Annotated in this window: 12 protein-coding genes; 5 read left to right on the top strand and 7 right to left on the bottom strand. The window is 59.8% G+C overall.

All coding sequences use genetic code 11. From position 1 onward, the window contains the following. The first annotated feature begins 84 nt into the window (after positions 1-84). The 4 genes from gltB (at position 85) to BLT89_RS14280 (ending at position 8,047) form a co-directional block, all read left to right on the top strand. Entirely contained in the window at positions 85-4,530 is a 4,446-nt protein-coding gene (gene gltB, locus BLT89_RS14295) for a glutamate synthase large subunit (RefSeq protein ID WP_090196780.1), read from the top strand. Between the two features lie 89 nt (positions 4,531-4,619). Then, the gene (locus BLT89_RS14290; RefSeq protein ID WP_090196777.1) at positions 4,620-6,038 is read left to right on the top strand and encodes an FAD-dependent oxidoreductase; all 1,419 of its coding nucleotides are present in this window, start codon (positions 4,620-4,622) and stop codon (positions 6,036-6,038) included. A 101-nt stretch (positions 6,039-6,139) separates the two neighbouring features. After that, positions 6,140-7,201: a uroporphyrinogen decarboxylase gene (gene hemE, locus BLT89_RS14285; protein WP_090196775.1), complete on the top strand. Its 1,062-nt coding sequence runs from the start codon at positions 6,140-6,142 to the stop codon at positions 7,199-7,201. Positions 7,202-7,273: 72 nt separating this feature from the next. After that, a complete protein-coding gene (locus BLT89_RS14280) occupies positions 7,274-8,047 on the top strand; it encodes a ParA family protein (protein WP_090196772.1) in 774 nt (257 codons plus the stop codon). 38 nt (positions 8,048-8,085) lie between these two features. On the opposite strand, the gene BLT89_RS14275 is transcribed toward BLT89_RS14280, so the two are convergent. From BLT89_RS14275 to BLT89_RS14260, 4 genes are all read right to left on the bottom strand, one after another. After that, positions 8,086-8,529, bottom strand: coding sequence for a YiiD C-terminal domain-containing protein (locus BLT89_RS14275; protein ID WP_090196770.1), 444 nt, complete (start codon positions 8,527-8,529; stop codon positions 8,086-8,088). 93 nt (positions 8,530-8,622) lie between these two features. Continuing rightward, positions 8,623-9,057: a thioredoxin TrxC gene (gene trxC, locus BLT89_RS14270; RefSeq protein WP_090196767.1), complete on the bottom strand. Its 435-nt coding sequence runs from the start codon at positions 9,055-9,057 to the stop codon at positions 8,623-8,625. Positions 9,058-9,130: 73 nt separating this feature from the next. Further along, a complete protein-coding gene (locus BLT89_RS14265; RefSeq protein WP_090196765.1) occupies positions 9,131-10,408 on the bottom strand; it encodes a bifunctional O-acetylhomoserine aminocarboxypropyltransferase/cysteine synthase in 1,278 nt (425 codons plus the stop codon). A gap of 115 nt (positions 10,409-10,523) precedes the next feature. Beyond that, a complete protein-coding gene (locus tag BLT89_RS14260) occupies positions 10,524-12,314 on the bottom strand; it encodes an SLC13 family permease (protein WP_090196763.1) in 1,791 nt (596 codons plus the stop codon). A 196-nt stretch (positions 12,315-12,510) separates the two neighbouring features. On the opposite strand from BLT89_RS14260, the gene BLT89_RS14255 reads away from it, so the two are divergent. Further along, positions 12,511-13,227, top strand: coding sequence for an aspartate/glutamate racemase family protein (locus tag BLT89_RS14255; RefSeq protein WP_090196757.1), 717 nt, complete (start codon positions 12,511-12,513; stop codon positions 13,225-13,227). Here BLT89_RS14255 and selO read toward each other — a convergent pair. The 3 genes from selO to BLT89_RS14240 form a co-directional block, all read right to left on the bottom strand. After that, entirely contained in the window at positions 13,211-14,671 is a 1,461-nt protein-coding gene (selO, locus tag BLT89_RS14250; RefSeq protein ID WP_090196755.1) for a protein adenylyltransferase SelO, read from the bottom strand. The two genes, BLT89_RS14255 and selO, sit on opposite strands and share 17 nt — an antisense overlap. 69 nt (positions 14,672-14,740) lie before the next feature. Then, positions 14,741-18,082, bottom strand: coding sequence for a mechanosensitive channel MscK (gene mscK, locus BLT89_RS14245; protein WP_090196751.1), 3,342 nt, complete (start codon positions 18,080-18,082; stop codon positions 14,741-14,743). 62 nt (positions 18,083-18,144) lie between these two features. Continuing rightward, the gene (locus BLT89_RS14240) at positions 18,145-19,887 is read right to left on the bottom strand and encodes a potassium/proton antiporter (RefSeq protein WP_090196749.1); all 1,743 of its coding nucleotides are present in this window, start codon (positions 19,885-19,887) and stop codon (positions 18,145-18,147) included. Positions 19,888-20,008 lie beyond the last annotated feature (121 nt).

Genomic DNA, 20,008 nt, shown 5'->3' with positions numbered 1-20,008 from the left:
CCTTTTGCCTGCGCAAAGCTGGCGCACTGACCTGCGCGCAAGGTAACTGTCTGAATTTGAAAGAAGTTTCTGGTGAGAATGTCTATGAAAGCAGGTCTTTATCATCCTGATGAGTTCAAGGATAACTGCGGCTTCGGCCTGATTTCCCATATGCAGGGTGAGGCCAGTCACCACTTGCTGCAAACGGCTATCGAAGCGCTGACCTGTATGACGCATCGGGGCGGGATCAACGCCGATGGCAAGACGGGTGACGGTTGTGGCCTGCTGATTCAGAAGCCCGACCTGTTCCTGCGGGCCAAGGCGCTAGAGCACTTTTCCGCCGAATTGCCAGCGCAATATGCCGTGGGTATGGTCTTTCTGAATCAGGATCCGGCCAGGGCAGATGTTGCGCGCGAGAACATGAATCGCGAGATTCTGGCTGCCGGGTTGCAATTGATTGGCTGGCGCAGTGTGCCGGTTGACAGTTCGGTGCTGGGACGCCTCGCCCTTGAAGGCCTGCCGCAGATCGAGCAGGTTTTCATTGGTGGTGAGGGGCTGAGTGATCAGGAGTTCGCCGTCAAACTGTTTGTGGCCCGGCGTCGCTCATCTGTGGCCAATGCAACGGATAAAGAACACTTCATCTGCAGTTTTTCGCACAAGACCCTTATCTACAAGGGTCTGATGATGCCGGCGGACCTGCAACAGTTTTACCCAGATCTGGGTGATGAGCGGTTGCAGACCGCGATCTGCGTGTTCCACCAGCGCTTCTCCACCAACACGCTGCCCAAGTGGCCGCTGGCCCAGCCCTTCCGCTTTCTGGCGCACAACGGCGAAATCAATACCATTACCGGCAACCGCAACTGGGCACAGGCCCGTCGCAGCAAGTTTGCCAACGATCTGCTTGGCAATCTGGATGATCTGGGTCCGCTGGTCAACCGGGTGGGTTCGGATTCGTCCAGCATGGATAACATGCTGGAGTTGATGGTGACTGGCGGCATGGACCTGTTTCGCGGTCTGCGCATGATCATTCCGCCGGCCTGGCAGAACGTTGAAAGCATGGGGGCCGATCTAAGGGCGTTCTACGAGTTCAACTCGCTGAAAATGGAGCCCTGGGATGGTCCGGCAGGTGTGGTAATGACCGACGGCCGCTATGCCGTGTGCCTGCTGGATCGCAACGGTTTGCGGCCTGCGCGCTGGGTCACCACCAAGAATGGCTATATCACACTGGCTTCAGAAGTTGGCGTGTGGAATTACCAGCCAGACGAAGTGATTGCCAAGGGCCGTGTTGGCCCCGGCCAGATTCTCGCGGTTGATACTGAAACCGGGCAGATCCTGCAGTCCGATGACATCGATAATCGCCTCAAGTCCCGCCACCCCTACAAGCAGTGGTTGCGTAAAAGTGCCCTGCGTATCCAGGCTGCGCTGGATGAGGATAACGGTGCTTCCAGTTACGATGGCGACCAGTTAAAGCAATACATGAAGATGTTCCAGGTCACCTTTGAGGAGCGTGACCAGGTGCTGCGTCCGCTGGCCGAACAGGGTCAGGAAGCGGTCGGCTCCATGGGTGATGACACACCGATGGCGGTATTGTCGCAACGCATACGTTCGCCCTTTGATTATTTTCGTCAGCAATTTGCCCAGGTAACCAACCCGCCGATCGACCCGCTGCGGGAATCTATCGTGATGTCGCTGGAGACTTGCCTGGGTGCCGAGCACAATATTTTTGACGAGGCTCCCGAGCACGCCAATCACCTGATTCTCAGTTCACCGGTGGTTTCTCCGGCGAAGTGGCGGACGCTGATGAATCTGCAGCGTCCCGGTTTCGAGCGTGAGCATATTGATCTCAACTATGCAGAGGAGCTCGGCCTGGAGGCAGCGGTGCGGGCTATCGCTGATCAGGCCGAACAGGCCGTGCGTGCTGGCAAGGTTCTGCTGGTACTCAGTGACCGCGAAATTGCTCCGGGGAAACTGCCGGTGCACGCGGCACTGGCTGTTGGCGCGGCACATCACCGGCTGGTAGAGCAAGGCTTGCGTTGTGACTGCAATATTCTGGTAGAGACGGCTACTGCGCGTGATCCCCATCACTTTGCAGTGCTCTGCGGCTTTGGTGCCAGCGCCGTCTACCCCTATCTTGCTTATGAACTGCTTGCTGATCTGGTGCGTAATGGTGAGGTCCTCGGCGATTTGCATGAGGTCTTCAAGTATTACCGCAAAGGCATCTCCAAGGGTTTGCTGAAAGTCCTGTCCAAGATGGGGATTTCGACTATCGCCTCGTACCGTGGCGCCCAGCTTTTCGAGGCGGTGGGTTTGGCCGACGAAGTGGTGGAGTTGAGCTTTCGTGGTGTGGCCTCACGTATCAAGGGTGCGCGTTTCGTCGACCTGGAAGCCGAGCAGAAAATGCTGGCACAGGAAGCATGGAGCACGCGCCGGCCGATCCAGCAGGGCGGTCTGCTGAAGTTTGTCCACGGTGGGGAATACCACGCGTACAACCCCGACGTAGTGACCATGCTGCAGATGGCGGTCCAGCAAGCCGATTACGCGCGCTTCAAGGAATACACCGCGCTGGTCGATAACCGGCCGGTGTCCATGCTGCGTGATCTGCTGCAAGTGAAACTGGCTGACCAGCCAATCCCACTTGATCAGGTAGAGCCACTCGGCGCCATTCTGCAACGCTTTGATTCTGCAGGTATTTCTCTTGGTGCGCTGTCGCCTGAAGCACACGAAGCGATTGCCGCGGCGATGAATCAGCTGGGTGCGCGTTCCAACTCGGGTGAAGGTGGTGAAGACCCGGCCCGTTACGGCACCAATCGCAGTTCGAAGATCAAGCAGGTCGCCACCGGCCGCTTTGGCGTGACACCGGAATATCTGGTGAACGCCGAAGTGCTGCAGATCAAGGTGGCTCAGGGCGCCAAGCCCGGCGAAGGCGGCCAGCTGCCGGGTGGCAAGGTCAATGGCCTGATTGCCCGCCTGCGTTATGCCGTGCCGGGGGTGACACTGATTTCACCGCCGCCACACCATGACATTTATTCCATCGAGGATCTGGCGCAACTGATTTTTGACCTCAAGCAGGTCAATCCGCAGGCGCTGGTCTCGGTCAAGCTGGTGGCTGAACATGGCGTGGGTACCATCGCCGCGGGCGTGGCCAAGGCCTATGCCGACCTGATCACCATTTCCGGCTACGACGGTGGTACCGGTGCTTCACCGCTGAGTTCGATCAAGTACGCCGGCAGCCCCTGGGAACTCGGTCTGGCCGAGACCCATCAGACCCTGCGTGGCAACGACCTGCGCGGCAAGGTGCGGGTGCAAACCGATGGTGGCCTGAAAACAGGTCTGGACGTGATCAAGGCGGCCATTCTCGGTGCCGAAAGCTTCGGCTTCGGTACCGCGCCGATGATCGCGCTGGGTTGCAAATACCTGCGCATCTGTCATCTGAACAACTGTGCTACCGGTATCGCCACGCAGAACGAAAAGCTGCGCAAGGACCACTACATCGGAACTGTCGACATGGTGGTGAACTTCTTCACTTTCCTCGCCGAAGAAACCCGTGAGTGGCTGGCCAGGCTGGGGGTGCGCAGTCTGGAAGAGCTGATCGGGCGTACCGATCTGCTGGAAATGCTGCCTGGCGAGACCGGCAAGCAACGTAATCTGGATCTGAGCCCGTTGCTGGGTAGCGCGCATATTGCTGCCGACAAGCCGCAGTTCTGTGAAGTGGAGCGCAACCCCCCATTCGATCAGGGCCTGCTGGCCGAGAAGATGGTCGATCTGGCCCGTTCGGCGATTGCCAACAAGAGCGGTGGCGAGTTCAGTCTGGATATCTGCAACTGTGACCGTTCCATCGGCGCAAGGGTGTCGGGTGAAATTGCCCGGCAACATGGCAACCAGGGCATGTCGGCGGCGCCAATTACCTTCCGCTTCAACGGTACCGCGGGGCAGAGCTTCGGCGTGTGGAATGCCGGCGGCCTGAACCTGTACCTGCAGGGGGACGCCAACGACTACGTGGGCAAGGGCATGACCGGCGGCAAGCTGGTGATTGCGCCGCCACCGGGCAGTTCGTTCCAGACGCAGGAGTCAGCCATTGTCGGCAACACCTGTCTGTACGGTGCGACCGGCGGCAAGCTGTTCGCAGCCGGTACGGCTGGCGAGCGCTTTGCCGTGCGTAACTCCGGTGCCCATGCGGTAGTCGAGGGTACCGGCGACCATTGTTGTGAATACATGACGGGTGGTTTTGTCTGCGTACTGGGCAAGACCGGTTACAACTTCGGTTCGGGTATGACCGGTGGTTTTGCCTACGTACTTGATCTGGACAACTCCTTCGTCGATCTGGTCAATCATGAGCTGGTGGAAATACAGCGCATCAGCAGTGAGGCCATGGAGGCTTACCGCAGCCACCTGGAGTCGGTGTTGCGCGAGTATGTCGAGGAGACTGCCAGTACCTGGGGCGCCAATCTGATAGAGAACCTGGACGATTACCTGCGCAAGTTCTGGCTGGTCAAACCAAAGGCTGCCAGCCTGAAGTCGCTGCTCACCAGCACCCGGGCCAACCCGCAGTAACCCAGTCTCAAGCGGCGCGTGCGCCGCTTTACCCGTTGTTTTGCAGCCTGACAGAATCAGTAGCAGGCTGCTGTTGAGAGGTTTTTGAAATGGCTGAACGTCTGAACAATGACTTCCAGTTCATCGAGGTCGGACGCAAAGACCCGAAGAAGAAACTCTTGCGCCAGCGCAAGAAGGAATTCGTCGAGATTTACGAGAACTTCAAGCCGCTGGTGGCAGCTGATCAGGCCCACCGTTGCCTGGGCTGCGGCAACCCCTATTGCGAATGGAAGTGCCCGGTCCACAACTACATTCCCAACTGGCTCAAGCTGGTCGCCGAGGGCAACATTCTGGCTGCTGCCGAATTGTGCCACCAGACCAACACGCTGCCGGAAGTCTGTGGTCGCGTATGCCCGCAGGATCGCCTGTGTGAAGGTGCCTGCACGCTGAACGACGGTTTTGGCGCGGTGACCATCGGCTCGGTGGAGAAATACATTACCGATACCGCCTTTGCCATGGGCTGGCGTCCGGATCTGTCCAGTGTCATACCTACAGGCAAGAAGGTAGCCATAATCGGTGCCGGCCCGGCCGGTCTGGGCTGCGCGGATATTCTGGCGCGTAGCGGCGTCACCCCGGTGGTGTTTGACCGCAACCCGGAAATCGGCGGCTTGCTGACCTTCGGTATCCCGGAGTTCAAGCTGGAAAAAACGGTACTGTCACGCCGTCGCGAAATTTTCGCCGGCATGGGTATCGAGTTCCGCCTGAATACCGAAGTCGGCCGCGACATCAGCGTCCAGCAACTGCTCGATGAATACGATGCGGTGTTCATGGGCATGGGCACCTACACCTACATGAAGGGCGGTTTCCCCGGCGAAGAGATGCCCGGTGTGTACGATGCGCTGGACTTCCTGGTGGCCAACGTCAATCGCAATCTCGGCTTCGAGAAAGCCCCCGAAGACTTCATCGACATGAAAGGCAAGCGTGTGGTGGTGCTCGGTGGTGGCGATACGGCGATGGACTGTAACCGCACCTCGATTCGCCAGGTCGCCAAGTCGGTGACCTGCGCCTATCGCCGCGACGAAGCCAACATGCCGGGTTCGCGCAAGGAAGTTAAGAATGCCCGCGAAGAGGGCGTCAAGTTCCTCTACAACCGCCAGCCGATTGCGATTGTCGGTGAAGGCTCGGTAGAGGGTGTCAAGGTCGTTGAAACTCGCCTTGGCGAGCCGGATGCACGTGGGCGCCGCAGTCCGGAACCGATCCCGGGCTCCGAGGAAATCATTCCCGCCGACGCGGTACTGATTGCCTTTGGTTTCCGCCCGAGTCCGGCGCCGTGGTTTGAGGAGTTTGCCATTCAGACCGACAGTCAGGGACGGGTAGTGGCACCGGAAGCAGCCAGGTTCAAGCACCAGACCAGCAATCCGAAGATTTTTGCCGGCGGCGACATGGTGCGCGGCTCGGATCTGGTGGTCACGGCGATTTTCGAGGGCCGCAATGCTGCCGAGGGAATTCTGGACTATCTGGGCGTCTGAGGCAGAAGCCAGCCAGTCGGCATGACGAAAGGCACGGCAATCGCTGTGCCTTTTACATAGGGCTCTGCGAAAATGCCCGCACTTCAATCCGGAACACTGTTATGACTTTGCTGAAAAACGATCGTTTTCTGCGTGCCTTGCTCAAGCAGCCTGTGGATGTCACGCCGGTATGGATGATGCGCCAGGCCGGTCGCTATTTGCCTGAATACCGCGCCAGCCGGGCCAGGGCCGGTGATTTCATGAGCCTGATGCAGAATCCGCAATTCGCCTGTGAAGTGACCCTGCAGCCACTGGATCGCTATCCGCTGGATGCGGCCATCCTGTTCTCGGACATCCTGACCATCCCCGACGCCATGGGCCAGGGTTTGTACTTTGAAACCGGCGAAGGGCCGCGCTTCAGAAAGGTCATCAGCAGTGCCGCGGATATCGATGCCCTGCCGATACCCGATCCGGAGCAGGATCTGGGCTACGTGATGGACGCTGTACGCACCATACGCAGTGCCCTGAATGGCCGTGTGCCGCTGATCGGTTTTTCCGGCAGTCCGTGGACGCTGGCCACTTATATGGTTGAAGGTGGCTCGTCCAAAGACTTTCGCAAGTCTAAGGCACTGCTGTATGACAATCCCCAGGCCATGCACCGCTTGCTCGACAAATTGGCGCAGGCGGTGACCGCCTACCTCAACGGGCAGATCAGGGCAGGTGCCCAGGCCGTGCAGATTTTCGATACCTGGGGCGGCAACCTGTCCTCTGCGGCCTATCAGGAGTTCTCGCTGGCCTACATGCAGAAGATCGTCAGCGGCTTGCTGCGCGAGCACGAAGGGCGCCGGGTGCCGGTGATCCTGTTTACCAAGAACGGCGGACTGTGGCTGGAGTCGATGGCGGATACCGGCGCCGAGGCGCTCGGTCTGGACTGGTCATGCGATATCGGCCAGGCGCGCGCGCGGGTTGGAGACCGGGTGGCCTTGCAGGGCAATATGGACCCGACTGTGCTGTACGCCAAACCGGCGGCTATCCGTAGCGAAGTAGGGCGGATTCTGGCCAGTTACGGGGCCGGCAGCGGTCATGTGTTCAATCTCGGGCATGGCATCACTCCCGAGGTGGATCCGGCCCATGCAGGCGCCTTTATCGAGGCGGTGCACGAGCTTTCAGGGCAATATCATTAATAAAACGGACAAGTTCGATCGGCAGCTGCCGACCGGCTTAAAGTCTTGGCTTTCGAGAGAGGGGATTAGCAGATGCGGCGTGTAGTGTTCAATCAGAAAGGCGGTGTGGGCAAATCGAGTATTGCCTGCAATCTGGCGGCGGTGAGCGCGGCTGAAGGCTATCGGACGCTGTTGATCGACCTGGACTCCCAGGCCAATTCGACCCACTACCTGACCGGCCTGACCGGTGCCGATATACCCAACGGGATAGCTGAGTTCTTCAAGCAGACCCTGTCATCCGGTGCGTTCAGCAAGAAGGGCAAGGTCGATATCTACGAGACACCGTTCGACAACCTGCATGTCATTACCGCCACTGCCGAACTGGCTGATCTGCAGCCCAAGCTCGAGGCAAAGCACAAGATCAACAAACTGGCCAAGCTGCTGGAAGATCTGGCTGGCGACTACGATCGCATCTATATGGACACCCCGCCGGCACTGAACTTTTATACCGTTTCGGCATTGATCGCCGCGGATCGCGTGCTGATCCCCTTTGACTGCGACAGCTTCTCGCGTCAGGCCCTGTATGGACTGCTGGCGGAAATTGAAGAGCTCAAGGATGACCACAACGAGGATCTGCAAGTGGAAGGCATCGTGGTCAACCAGTTTCAGCCACGTGCCAGCCTGCCACAGCAGTTACTCGACGAGTTGACCGAGGAGGGCTTGCCCATGCTGCCGGTCAACCTGATGAGTTCGGTGCGCATGCGTGAGTCGCATCAGGCCTGCCTGCCGCTGATCCATCTGGATCCAAGACACAAGCTGACCCAGCAGTTCGTCGAACTGCACCGTTTGCTGGAGTCAGGCAGCTAGTCGAACTATGCCCGCCCCGGCTGAACCGGGGCGTGGACTCAGCGTTTGCGCAACTGGTACAAGCCCTGGCTGATGGCTACCACCTCGCCAGCGGTATCCTTCAACTCCAGATCCAGCCGATAATCGGCCTTGCCCTCGGCGTCCGCTTGCGTGGTGATCCGGGCTACCTGTGCCTGGTCCAGACGCGCCTCGACCAGAATGTCGCTGGTTGCCGGACGGCGGAAGCGCAGGGTCATTTCCTTGATGATCGGGTAATAGCCCTGCACGTCGAAACTGGTCATGAATAATGCGCCACCGGGGATCTCGGCGAGGGTGAACAGCGCACCGGCATACATGCTGTTTATGTGGTTCTGGTTGCCCTGCAAGGGCATGCGCAGGCGCACGAAGCCCGGCTCCAGCACTTCGGCCTTGAGTCCGCTGCGCTTGACGAAGGCAATCTGTTCCTCGGTGAGCTGGCGCACCAGTTCAGTCGGCATGTTCATTCAGCTAATCCAGGCAGTTTTGCCGCTCAAGGCTACTGCTCGCGGTTGGCGCGGCCTATGACCCTACAGCTCCCTGTCACTTGACGAAAGCGCTCAGACGCCCTGTTGTTGCAGCCAGCCGAGCAGCTGCGGCAGGCTCATGGCACCGCTCTGGCGTGCGATCTCCTTGCCGTGGCGGAACAGGATCAGGCCGGGAATCGAGCGGATGGCCAGTTGCCCGGCCAGTTGCGGATTGGCTTCGCTGTCGAGCTTGCCCAGCCGGCAGTGACCGGTCAATTGTTGCGCGGCTTGTGCAAAGGTCGGCGCGAACGCGCGGCAGGGCCCGCACCAGTCCGCCCAGACATCCAGCAACAGCGGCAGATCGCCCTTGAGCTGGCTGGTGAAGTTGTGCTGGTCGACGCTGAAAGGTTGCAACGGCAGCACCGCCTGCTGGCAGCGCCCGCAACGTGGTACATCCTGCACGCGCCCGGCTGGAATCCGGTTGAGTGCGTTGCAGTGTGGGCAGGGGATCAGTAATGCATCGCTCATGGGGTAACTCCGGCAGGTTATACCTGCTTAAGTGGAGTCACCCCGGCGAATATCAAGGTTTTACTGCATCAGCTCAGCTTTTCGCGGCAACCAGCGCCTGCCCGAGATCTTCCAGAATGTCATCGATATGCTCGATGCCGACCGACAGGCGCACCATGTCACGGGGCACGCCGGCCTTCTCCAGTTCTTCGTCGTTAAGCTGGCGGTGGGTGGTCGAAGCCGGATGGCAGGCCAGTGACTTGGCATCACCGATATTCACCAGTCGCACCACCAGTTGCAGCGCATCGATAAAGCGCGCCCCGGCCTCCTGGCCGCCGACGATGCCGAAGGAAAGAATACCAGCCGGCTTGCCGCTGCAGTAGCGCTGGGCCAGTGCATGTTCGGGATGATCCGTCAGACCGGCGTATTTTACCCAGGCCACCTGCGGGTGGCTTTTCAGGAACTCGGCGACTTTCAGGGTGTTCTCGCAGTGGCGCTCCATGCGCAGTGCCAGCGTCTCCAGGCCCTGCATAATCAGGAAGGCATTGAACGGTGACAACGCCGCGCCCATGTTGCGCAGCGGTACCACGCGGCAGCGGCCGATGAACGCTGCCGGGCCGAACGCCTCGGTATAGGTCACGCCGTGGTAGGAAGCATCCGGGGTGTTGAGAATGGCAAAGCGTTCCTTGTGCTGTGCCCACGGGAAGTTGCCGGAGTCGACGACGATACCGCCGATGCTGGTGCCATGGCCGCCCATGTATTTGGTCAGCGAGTGCACGATGATATCGGCGCCATGCTCGAACGGCCGGCAGAGCACCGGGGTGGCCACGGTGTTATCGACGATTAGCGGTACGCCGTGACGGTGCGCGGCATCGGCCAGCGCCTGCAGGTCAATGATGTTGCCGGCCGGGTTGCCGATGGATTCGCAGAACACCGCCTTGGTCCTGTCGTCGATCAGTGCTTCCAGTGCGGCGATATCGTCATGCGGCGCAAAGCGCACCTGGATGCCCTGGCGCGGGAATGTGTGGGCAAACAGGTTGTAGGTACCGCCATACAGTTTGGCCACCGAAACGATGTTGTCCCCGGCCTCGGCAATGGTCTGGATGGCATAGGTGATGGCGGCCATGCCGGAGGCTACGGCCAGTGCGCCAACACCGCCTTCCAGTGCGGCGACGCGCTGTTCGAGCACGGAACTGGTCGGGTTCATGATGCGCGTGTAGATGTTGCCCGGCACTTTCAGATCGAACAGGTCGGCACCGTGCTGGGTGTTGTCGAAAGCATAGGAAGTGGTCTGATAGATCGGCACGGCGACCGCCTTGGTGGTCGGGTCGGGGCTGTAGCCGGCGTGAATGGCCAGGGTTTCCAGTTTCATCAGGGCGCTCCTTGAGGCAGGGAAGTAAACCTGCATCATGGGAAGTGACGAGCGGATGGTCAATGTCTTGTTGTGATGAACGCGTGCGCCGGCAGGGGCCCCGGCGTTAGCTGATTCACACCGGCGTCAACGGCCAGACCAGCGGGAGTACCACTGTTGCCACACCCCAGAGCAGTAAATTGAGCGGTGCGCCAACCTTGAAGAAGTCGCTGAAGCGGTAGCCGCCGGCGTTATAGACGAAGGTGTTGGTCTGATAACCGATCGGGGTGGCGAAGCTGGCACTGGCGGCAAACATCACTGCGGCGACAAAGGCCCGCGGATCGACGCCCAGCTGCTGGGCCATGCCGATAGCAATCGGCGTAAGCAGCACGGCAACCGCATTGTTCGACAGTATCTCGGTCAGGATCGAAGTGAACAAATAGAGTAGCGACAGCATCAGCAAAGGCCCTGCCGCAGGCATCAGGGTCATTACGCTGTCGACGATCAGACTTACCAGACCGACCTTGCCCATGGCAATGCTGACGGCCAGCATGCCGAAAATCAGGCTGAGAATTTTCCAGTCGACGGCCTTGTAGGCATCCTCCACATCGAGGCAACGGGTCGCCAGTACAGTGACCGCGCCAATGATCGCCAGTCCCTCGATGGGCATCAGGCCAAAGGCAGCCAGCAGCATTACGCCGAGCGTCGCGAGGATGGCAATCGGCGCCTTGTCGCGGCGAAACGAACGCTCCAGCACGGTATTCAGGCTGATCAGTTCACCGTTCTCGGCAAAGCGTTTGATCTGGGTTGGCGTACCCTCTACCAGCATCACGTCACCGAACTGCAGCTGGAACTCGTCCAGATTGCCCTGCACGTTTTCATCCTGGCGATGGATGGCAAGCACGGCGATGCCGTAACGTGCGGTCAGGTCGAGATCGCGCATCGGCCGGTGGCTGTAGCGTGAGTTGCGCCCGACAATGGCCTCGACGAGGATCACGTCATGACTGCTGATCGTCTCGAAGGCTTCGCTGCGACTGAAGCTCAGATGGCCGCTGCCGCGCAGCTCCACTACATCCTTGACCTGGCCATGGATAAACAGCTGATCGCCGGCAGCCAGTATCAGATCATGGCCGGGTTCGGTGATCTCCTGCTGCTCGCGAAAGATCTTCAGTACTTTCAGTCCGCTGCCGCCATTCAGGTTGGCCTCACTGAGGGTTTTGCCGAGCATCGGCGAGTCGTGTGGCACCAGCAGCTCGCTCATGAAGGTGCGATCCAGATTGGGCCGCAACTGTTTCGACAGGCTGTCGCGCTCAGGCAGCAGGTGCTTGCCGATGGTCATCATGTAGAGCATGCCGACCGTTGCCAGTGCCAGGCCGGCGCCGGTGATTTCGAACATGCCGAAGGGCGCCAGGCCGGCCTTGCGTGCCACGCCGTCGACCAGAATGTTGGTCGAGGTGCCGATCATCGTCAGCGTGCCGCCGAGGATGGTGGCGTAGGACAGCGGGATCAACAGTTTGGACGCCGAGGTGCCGGAGCGCTTGGCCAGCGCAATTGCCACCGGAGTAAGAATCGCTACTACCGGGGTGTTGTTGAGGAAGGCCGAAATCACCAGGGCGGTGATGGTCAGGCCAAACAGCGTGCGGGTCGGACTGGTCCCGACCAGATTGCCCAGCCAGTTGCCCAGCGCATCGATGCAACCGGTGCGCTCCAGCGCAGCAGACAGGACAAACATGCAGGCAATGGTTACCGGTGCCGGGTTGGACAGCACGCTGAGCACTTCCGCCGGGGTCAGCAGTTGGCTGACCAGCAGCGCCGCTACGGCAATGGCCGCCACCACATCGGGGCTCCATTTTTCGCGGATAAAGGAAATCAGCACCCAGACCAGCAGGGCGCTGACAAAAATCAGTGGGAGTGAGTCCCAGGACATGTGTGTTCCTTCAGGGCGACGTGCCAGTGCGGTGGGCTGCAACAGTTCGAATGGACGGACAGGAGGGCAAAGATAGTGAGCTTTGCTTAGATAGTCTAAGACTGTTTGCGTCTCTTTATATGCTATTTGGTTATTTTGTTTGCTAGTTTCCGTTGCAGGAGTAGCCTGTTCCTGTAACGGCTGAAGGAGAGAGAACATGCGTACGCTTGGTATTCTGGGTGGCATGAGCTGGGAGTCGACTGCCAGCTATTACCGTTTGCTCAATCAGGGTGTGCGTGAACGCATGGGCGGCTTGCACTCGGCTCCGCTGCTGCTGCATTCGGTGGATTTTGCCGGCATAGCCGAACTGCAGAAGTCCGGTGACTGGCAAGCCGCTGGTGAACTGCTGGCCGCGGCCGCGCGCGGCTTGCAACAGGCCGGTGCTGGTGCTGTGCTGCTGGCGACCAATACCATGCACAAGGTCGCGCCGGTGATCGAGGCAGCACTGGATATACCGTTGCTGCATATCGCCGATGCGGTAGGTCAGGCTCTGCACAATGCAGGTATCCGGCGTGCGGCACTGCTGGGCACGCGCTTTACCATGCAGGAGGATTTTTACCGCGAGCGCCTGAGCCGGGGTTTCGCCATGCAGATTGTGCTGCCGGATCGTTCAGCGATGACGGAGCTGGACCGGATCATTTTTGCCGAGCTGTGCCGTGGCAGTTTCACCACCAGTTCGCGTGACTTCTACTTGCAGCAGCTGGAGCAGTTGCGCGCGGCAGGCGCCGAGGCGGCGATCCTCGGGTGCACCGAAATCGGCCTGTTACTGCAGGATTGTGCTGCGCCGCTGCCGTTGTTCGACAGTACCGGGTGGCATGTGGCGATGGGGCTGGAATGGTTGCTGGCTGATGCACCGCTCAGGACGAACAGCTGATTTCCAGGTGCTTGCCCCACTGCGGCGGGCGTTCGGCATAGCGCTGCTGGCCGGGTTGTTCCACGAAAGGCTGGCTGAGCACGGCATGCAGTTTGCGCACCGCCGTGTAATCACCTGCCTCGGCGGCTTCGATGGCTTGCTGGGCCAGATAATTGCGCAACAGGTACAACGGGTTAACCGCATGCATGTGTTGCTGGCGCTCGGCTTGTGAGCGCTTGTCCATAGCGCTGCGGCTGCAGTAATCGTGTGCCCAGCGGTCGAATCCGGCGAGATCGATGAACTCATCGCGCAGGCGGGCGACTGCCTGTTCGGCCGGCAGTTCGCCGAGGCGGCGGAAGAACAGCGAGTAATCGACAGCACTGCCCTGCATCAGTTGCAGCAAGCGTTCGATCAGTTGCTGATCGTTATCAGCCGCACTGTCCAGTCCGAGGCGACGGCGCATCAGGTCGAGGTAGTGGGCCTGGTACAACGGCAGGAACAGGTCGAGGCTTTCGCGGAGTTGCTCGGCTGCGACAAAGGGTGTCAGCGCCTGCGCCAGTGCCGCCAGATTCCAGTGGGCAATCGGCACCTGATTGCTGAAGCTGTAGCGGCCGCTATCGTCGGAGTGGTTGCAGATGTGCTTTTCATCGAAGTCATCGAGAAAGGCGTAGGGGCCGAAGTCGAAGGTGATACCGAGAATCGACATGTTGTCGGTGTTCATCACGCCGTGGCAGAAACCATAGGCTTGCCACCTGGCAATCATCCCGGCATTGCGCTCCACCACCGTGCGGAAGAATGCCGCATAGGGCTCGGGCTGCTGCAGGGTTTCCGGGAAATGACAGCTCAGTACATGCTCAAGGAGGATTTTCAGCTGGTCGTGCTGCCTGGTGTAGTAGAAGTACTCAAAGTGCCCGAAGCGTACGTGACTGGGCGCCAGGCGCAGCAACATCGCGGCCTTTTCCTGCTTTTCGCGCCACACCGGCGTGCTGGAAGCAGTGACGCAGAGCGCGCGGCTGGTGGGGATACCCAGCGCGTGCAGGTACTCGCTGGCGAGAAATTCGCGGATCGAGCTGCGCAGCACGGCGCGGCCATCAGCGGAGCGCGAATAGGGGGTCTGGCCGGCGCCCTTGAGGTGCAGATCCCAGTACTCGCCCGCGTCATTCACCACTTCGCCGAGCAGCAGGCCGCGGCCATCGCCCAGTTGCGGGTTGTACTGGCCGAACTGGTGGCCGGAATAGACCATCGCCCGCGACTGCGCCGTGCTCCAGAGTTTGTGGCCGGCGAACAACTCGGCGAACACCGGACTCTGTGCTTGTGCCGGATCCAGATCCAGCAGCGCCATGGCCGCCGGGCTGGCAATCACCAGCCGGGGTTCGGCTATCGGTTTGGGCATGACCGCAGTGGAAAACCCATCACCCAGACGGGCAAAACGGTTGTCAAAGGTCAGGTCGGTAAGCTGCTTCACGGTTGGTTACCCCTTCAATTCCGAGTATTTTGCTCGGAATTGAAGGGGTGAGTCCAGCGCCGCTGGTGATCAGGCGTTTTGCGCCGGCGCGGCATCCTCGGGTCCGGCAGGCGGCAGGTTGACCTGCTTGCTTTCGAGTTGCGCTTCCTTGCCCTGCATGTTCTTGACGAAGATATCCATCTGGTTGAAGGCCATCTCGACATTATGCTCGCGGAAGCTCAGGGCGATGGTCGTGAGTATTTCATCGGTGGCCGGCAGGCGATCAGCCAGGTCACGCACATGGAAGCGCACATCGTAGTTGAAAGTGCTGGCGCCGATATTGACGAAGAATATCTGCGGTTCCGGATCGCGCAGAACCCGCGGATTATCCAGCATGGCTTTCATGATCAGTTTGCGCGCCAGGGCCAGATCGGCCTCATAGGCCAGGCCGATGGTCAGCACGATGCGTGTCACGGTATCGGTCAATGACCAGTTGATCAGTTGATCGGTGATAAACGACTTGTTGGGTACGATGATTTCCTTGCGGTCAAAGTCGGTGATGGTGGTCGCGCGGATCTGGATGCGGCTGACGGTACCGGACAGTGGGCCTATGGTCACCGTGTCACCGATGCGCACCGGCCGCTCGAAGAGGATGATCAGGCCGGAAATGAAGTTGGCAAAAATCTCCTGCATGCCGAAGCCGATGCCCAGTGACAGGGCCGCTACCAGCCATTGCAGCTTGTCCCAGCTGACCCCGAGCACCGACAGGGTGGTCACCGTGCCGACCCCGATGATGGTGTAGGACAGCAGGGTGGTTGCCGCATAGGACGAGCCCTGCGCCAGCTTCAGACGGGACAGCACCAGCACTTCCAGCAGCCCGGGCAGGTTACTGGCCAGGGCGATGGTCAGGGCGACTATCAGCAGTGCGCCCAGCAGGTCGCCCAGACTCAGGGGCACCATGGTGGCAGTTGCACCGGTGCCGCTGCTGTACTGGTAAAGGGTGAAATTGTCGAGGTAGCTGAAGACGGTAAGCAGGTCGGCCCAGACCCAGTACAGCGCAACCGCAAGTACACCATAAAGCGCCAGGCGGATCAGGCGCATCGACTGTTCGTTGACCTGCTCGATATCCAGCGTCGGCTCTTCGACGAACTCGCCGCCCTCGGCACCTTCCTTGGCAATTTGCTCGCGCTTGCTGACTGCCCGGTTGTAGGCCAGGCGCCTGGCGGCAACACCCAGCCCGCGCATCAGCATCGCCTCGATAATGACCCAGATCATCACTACGTAGAGCGTATCAATCAGGCGGTCCGTCAGCTTGAGCGCGGTGTAGTAGTAGCCCATGCCGATGGCGACAACCAGCCCCAGCGGCAACAGGGTCAGGGCGCCACCCAGGGCAAGGCGCACCAGGGAGGCATGCTCGCGGACCGGGCCGGTCAGCAACAGGCGGCGCAACAGCACTGACAGCATCAGGAAGCCGATCATTACCAGCAACATGCCCATGTTGTCTTTGGTCAGGGCCTGCGGCTGGTGCTCGGCGATGGTGGCCACTACCAGCAGGGGAATGATCACCAGGCCGATTGCGCGAATCAGCTTGTAGAGCGTCAGGGTGGTTTCACGGGGCCAGTGGAAGTGCCGTTCGGCCACGCCGCCGGGCTTGAGCAGGCAGTAACAGGTGTATAGCACCAGCCAGGCCTTGGCCACGCCAAACATGGCATTAACCAGGTAGAGCATGTGCCCACTGCCGTCTAGCTGCAGGGCAAAGCCGGTAAGCAGAAATATCAGGGTGACAGGTAGTGCCAGTAACAGGTTGAGCAGCACCGCCACCGGGGTATGCAGCTGGCTGTCCCGCTTGAAGTGACCGATATCCTTGTTCAGGCTGGACAATTTTTCCTTGAGTGCCTTGCGCTGCCAGAGCAGGGTGATTATCAGCAGAAGTACCGGAATGAATATCCAGGGTTTTTCGGTCATGGCGCTGGCGAAGTCTTTGAAGCCCTGGCCATAGGGAAAGTTGCTGATCTGCTGAAATGCCCGGGAAGGAACTTTCAGCAAGCCGGATAACGTCAGGTGCTTGTTGCTGGGCACCCAGAACATCTGTTCTTCCAGGGTGTCGCGCAGCTCCTCGCTTTTGCTCATCAGGTAGGTTTGCGAAAGTTGCAGGGCGATCGAGGCATTGAGCAGCGAGTTGAGTTCGCGGTTGTAATTTTCCAGCAACGAGACGCGGGTTTTGATCTGCGCGCGCAGGCGGTCAATCATGCCGGGAGTGACGCTTTCGTCACCGGTTTGCGCGAGCAGTTTTTGCAGGTACTGCTGGGGGTTGATGAGTTGTTCGCGCTGCTGGCCGATTTCGAACTGGCGCAGGCGAATATCGGCGACCTGATCAGCCAGGCCGGGGTCAACCTTGATGTCTTCCAGCGACTGTTTCTGCTGGTAGAGAATTTTCGCCAGCAGCAGGCTGCCCTTGAGTACATTGATGTTCTCATCCAGAGACTTCTTGGTCTGGTTGATACTGTCGAGCTGCTGGTTTACCTCCAGGTTGCGCCGGTTTATCAGACTCAACTGGTCGGTGGTCGCGAGGATGTCGGTACTGAGCTCCAGGTTGGCCTGAGCCTCCTTGGCAAACAGGCTGTCCGGCGTTGCATGCTTGGCTGCCAGTGAAAATTGCTCGATGGCCTTTTCCGATTCCTCGCGGCGCTTGTTGCTGCTCAGCGTTTGCAGTTCGAGCATTTCATTGTCGAGCCGCTTGGAACGCAGGACTTCCAGGTCGCGCAGGGAGGTGCCGAGGTCGAGCAGTATGTCGTTAGAAGCCATCTGCTCTTTCAGCAGGTCGGTCTGCAGACTGATCAGTTCGCGTTCGCTGAGCAGCTGCACGCGGACTTCTTTGCTCAGGGGCTTGCCGTTGATTTTGCCGCTAGACAGGGCCGTATTGATTTGCTGGCTACGCTCCAGCATCTGGTTGACATCAGACTGGGCGCGTTCGGGCCGCGACTGTGCGTTGATGACAATGCTGTTGGCCTGGGTAAGTATTTTCTGGCTTTTGTTGAGCTGTTCATTGCGCTCGGCCAACAGCTGTTGCAACTGCTCAAGACTGCTGTTGGCGTACCGCTTCAGGTCGGGAGACTCAGGCTGACCGTCCAGCTTGATCAGTTCCGCTTTCGACTGCTTGATTACCTCGGGCGCTGTTTTCAGGCGCTGCTCGAGTTCCGCCATTTCCTTCTGGGTTTGATCAATGTCTTCGAGGTTCTGCAGTGTGCTGGTGAGCACGATCAGCATGTTTTTCTGTTCGGTTTCCGGCAGCTTGCGGTCGGCCAGACCCTCGATGCTTTGCTGCACATCCGCGATGGATGGCAAGCCGCTGTCGGGTCTGGCGGTGGCAGGCAGACAGAGTCCAAGCAGGCTGATGAAAACAAGGGAGCGCAGGAATGGCGTAAGGGTCATCGGTGGCTCACTGATTGTGGGTTTGATTCGGAAGGATGGTTAAAAGTATCCCGTATAGCAGTCTAGAGGAACAGCGAAGGTCCCGGGCTTCTGCCTTCAGGAAACTTGACCCCGACCTTGCGGACCTTGTTGTTTTCCATCACGGCAACGGTCCAGATCAGGCCGTTCCACTCCACCTGGTCGCCAACAATGGGCTGGCCACCGATTTCATGGGCCATAAATCTGCCCAGCGGCAGGCTTCCATCGACTTCGCCCAGTTGCAGGCCATAGAGTGCGGCCACGGCTGAAAGTTCAGCATCGCCTTCGAGCACGAAATCACCGAAGAAGCGCAGGTCCAGACCGCGTTGGGGAGCCTGGCTGAACAGCTTGCCCAGTGTCGGCAGGTCATGCTCATGCCCGACTACGCAAAGAATGTCGCTGGCGTGGAGTGTAGTGCTACCGGACGGATGCAGCAGTTCAGTGCCGCGGAACAGTGCCGCCACGTGGGTACCCTCTGGCATTTTCAGCGCCCGCAACGGGGCGCCGATGCACCACTTTTCTGCACCGAGGCGATAGATGAACAGCTCCCATTCACTGGTCGGGTGAATTTCCAGACCGGCCCGCGAGATCGGCGCCGGGTCCGGCGGTACTACCACTTTCAGCAGTTTCGCGGCCCATGGCAGGCTGGCGCCTTGCAGCAGTAAAGACACCAGCACGATGAAGAACGCCAGATTGAAGAACAGTTGCGCGTTCTGCAGGCCGGCCATCAGCGGAAATACCGCAAGAATGATCGGTACCGCACCGCGCAGGCCGACCCAGGCGATAAAGGCTTTTTCGCGGTCATGGAAGGCCGGGAACGGCAACAGGCCGAGGAATACCGACAGCGGCCGGGCAAACAGGATCATCCACATCGCCAGTCCGAGCGCCGGCAGGGCGATCGGCAGCAGTTCATGGGGCGTGACCAGCAGCCCGAGCACCAGGAACATGCCGATCTGTGCCAGCCAGGTCAGCCCGTCAAGCATGTGCAGGATGCCATGCCACGAGCGAATGGGCCGGTTGCCCAGCACCAGCCCGCACAGGTAAATGGCCAGAATGCCGCTGCCGTTCAGGCTGTTGGTAATCGCGAACAGCAGCAGGCCGCCACTGACCACCAGTAGCGGGTAGAGGCCGTTGGCCAGTTGCAGGCGGTTGATGATCTGCAGCAGCAGCCAGCCGCCACCGAGGCCGATTGCCGCGCCGATGCTGAAATCACTCAGCAATTCCAGCGGTAGTGCCCAGCTCAGGGCTTGCTGGTTGCTGATGATGCTGATCAGGGTGACCGTGAGGAACACCGCCATCGGGTCGTTGCTGCCCGACTCGATCTCCAGGGTGGCACTGACCCGCTGGTTCAGGCCGCGCCCGCCGAGCAGGCTGAACACGGCTGCGGCATCGGTGGAGCCAACGATCGCGCCGATCAGCAGGCCCTCCAGCAGCGTCAGCTTGAACAGCCAGGCAGCTGCCAGTCCGGTCAGTCCGGCAGTCAGCAGCACGCCCAGGGTGGCCAGCGACAGGGACGGCCACAGGGCTACGCGGAAGCTCTCGACGCGCGTGCGCAGGCCGCCATCGAGCAGGATGATCGCCAGCGCCAGATTGCCGATCAGGTAGGCGGTCGAGTAATCATCAAAAACAATCCCGCCGAAACCGTCTTCGCCGGCAAGCATGCCGACGGCCAGAAACACCACCAGGATCGGGATGCCGAAACGCGAGCCAAAATTGCTCACCAGGATGCTCAGGCCTACCAGCAGCGCACCGATCATGAACAGGTTGTTGATGCTGCTGGCGTCCAAGTGTGCGGCTCCGGTGATGTGTGGCGAGGGGACTTTTCAACATGCAGGGTGCATGCCGGGATTCTAACCTGTGGCTTTGGCCGGTTGCTAAAGAAGCTGCAGGCTTGTTTGCCGGTTCAGC

Source organism: Pseudomonas pohangensis, from assembly GCF_900105995.1.
Classification (GTDB): domain Bacteria; phylum Pseudomonadota; class Gammaproteobacteria; order Pseudomonadales; family Pseudomonadaceae; genus Aquipseudomonas; species Aquipseudomonas pohangensis.
The sequence above is the reverse complement of the archived record's forward strand: the minus strand, read 5'-3'. Positions and strand labels throughout refer to the sequence as shown.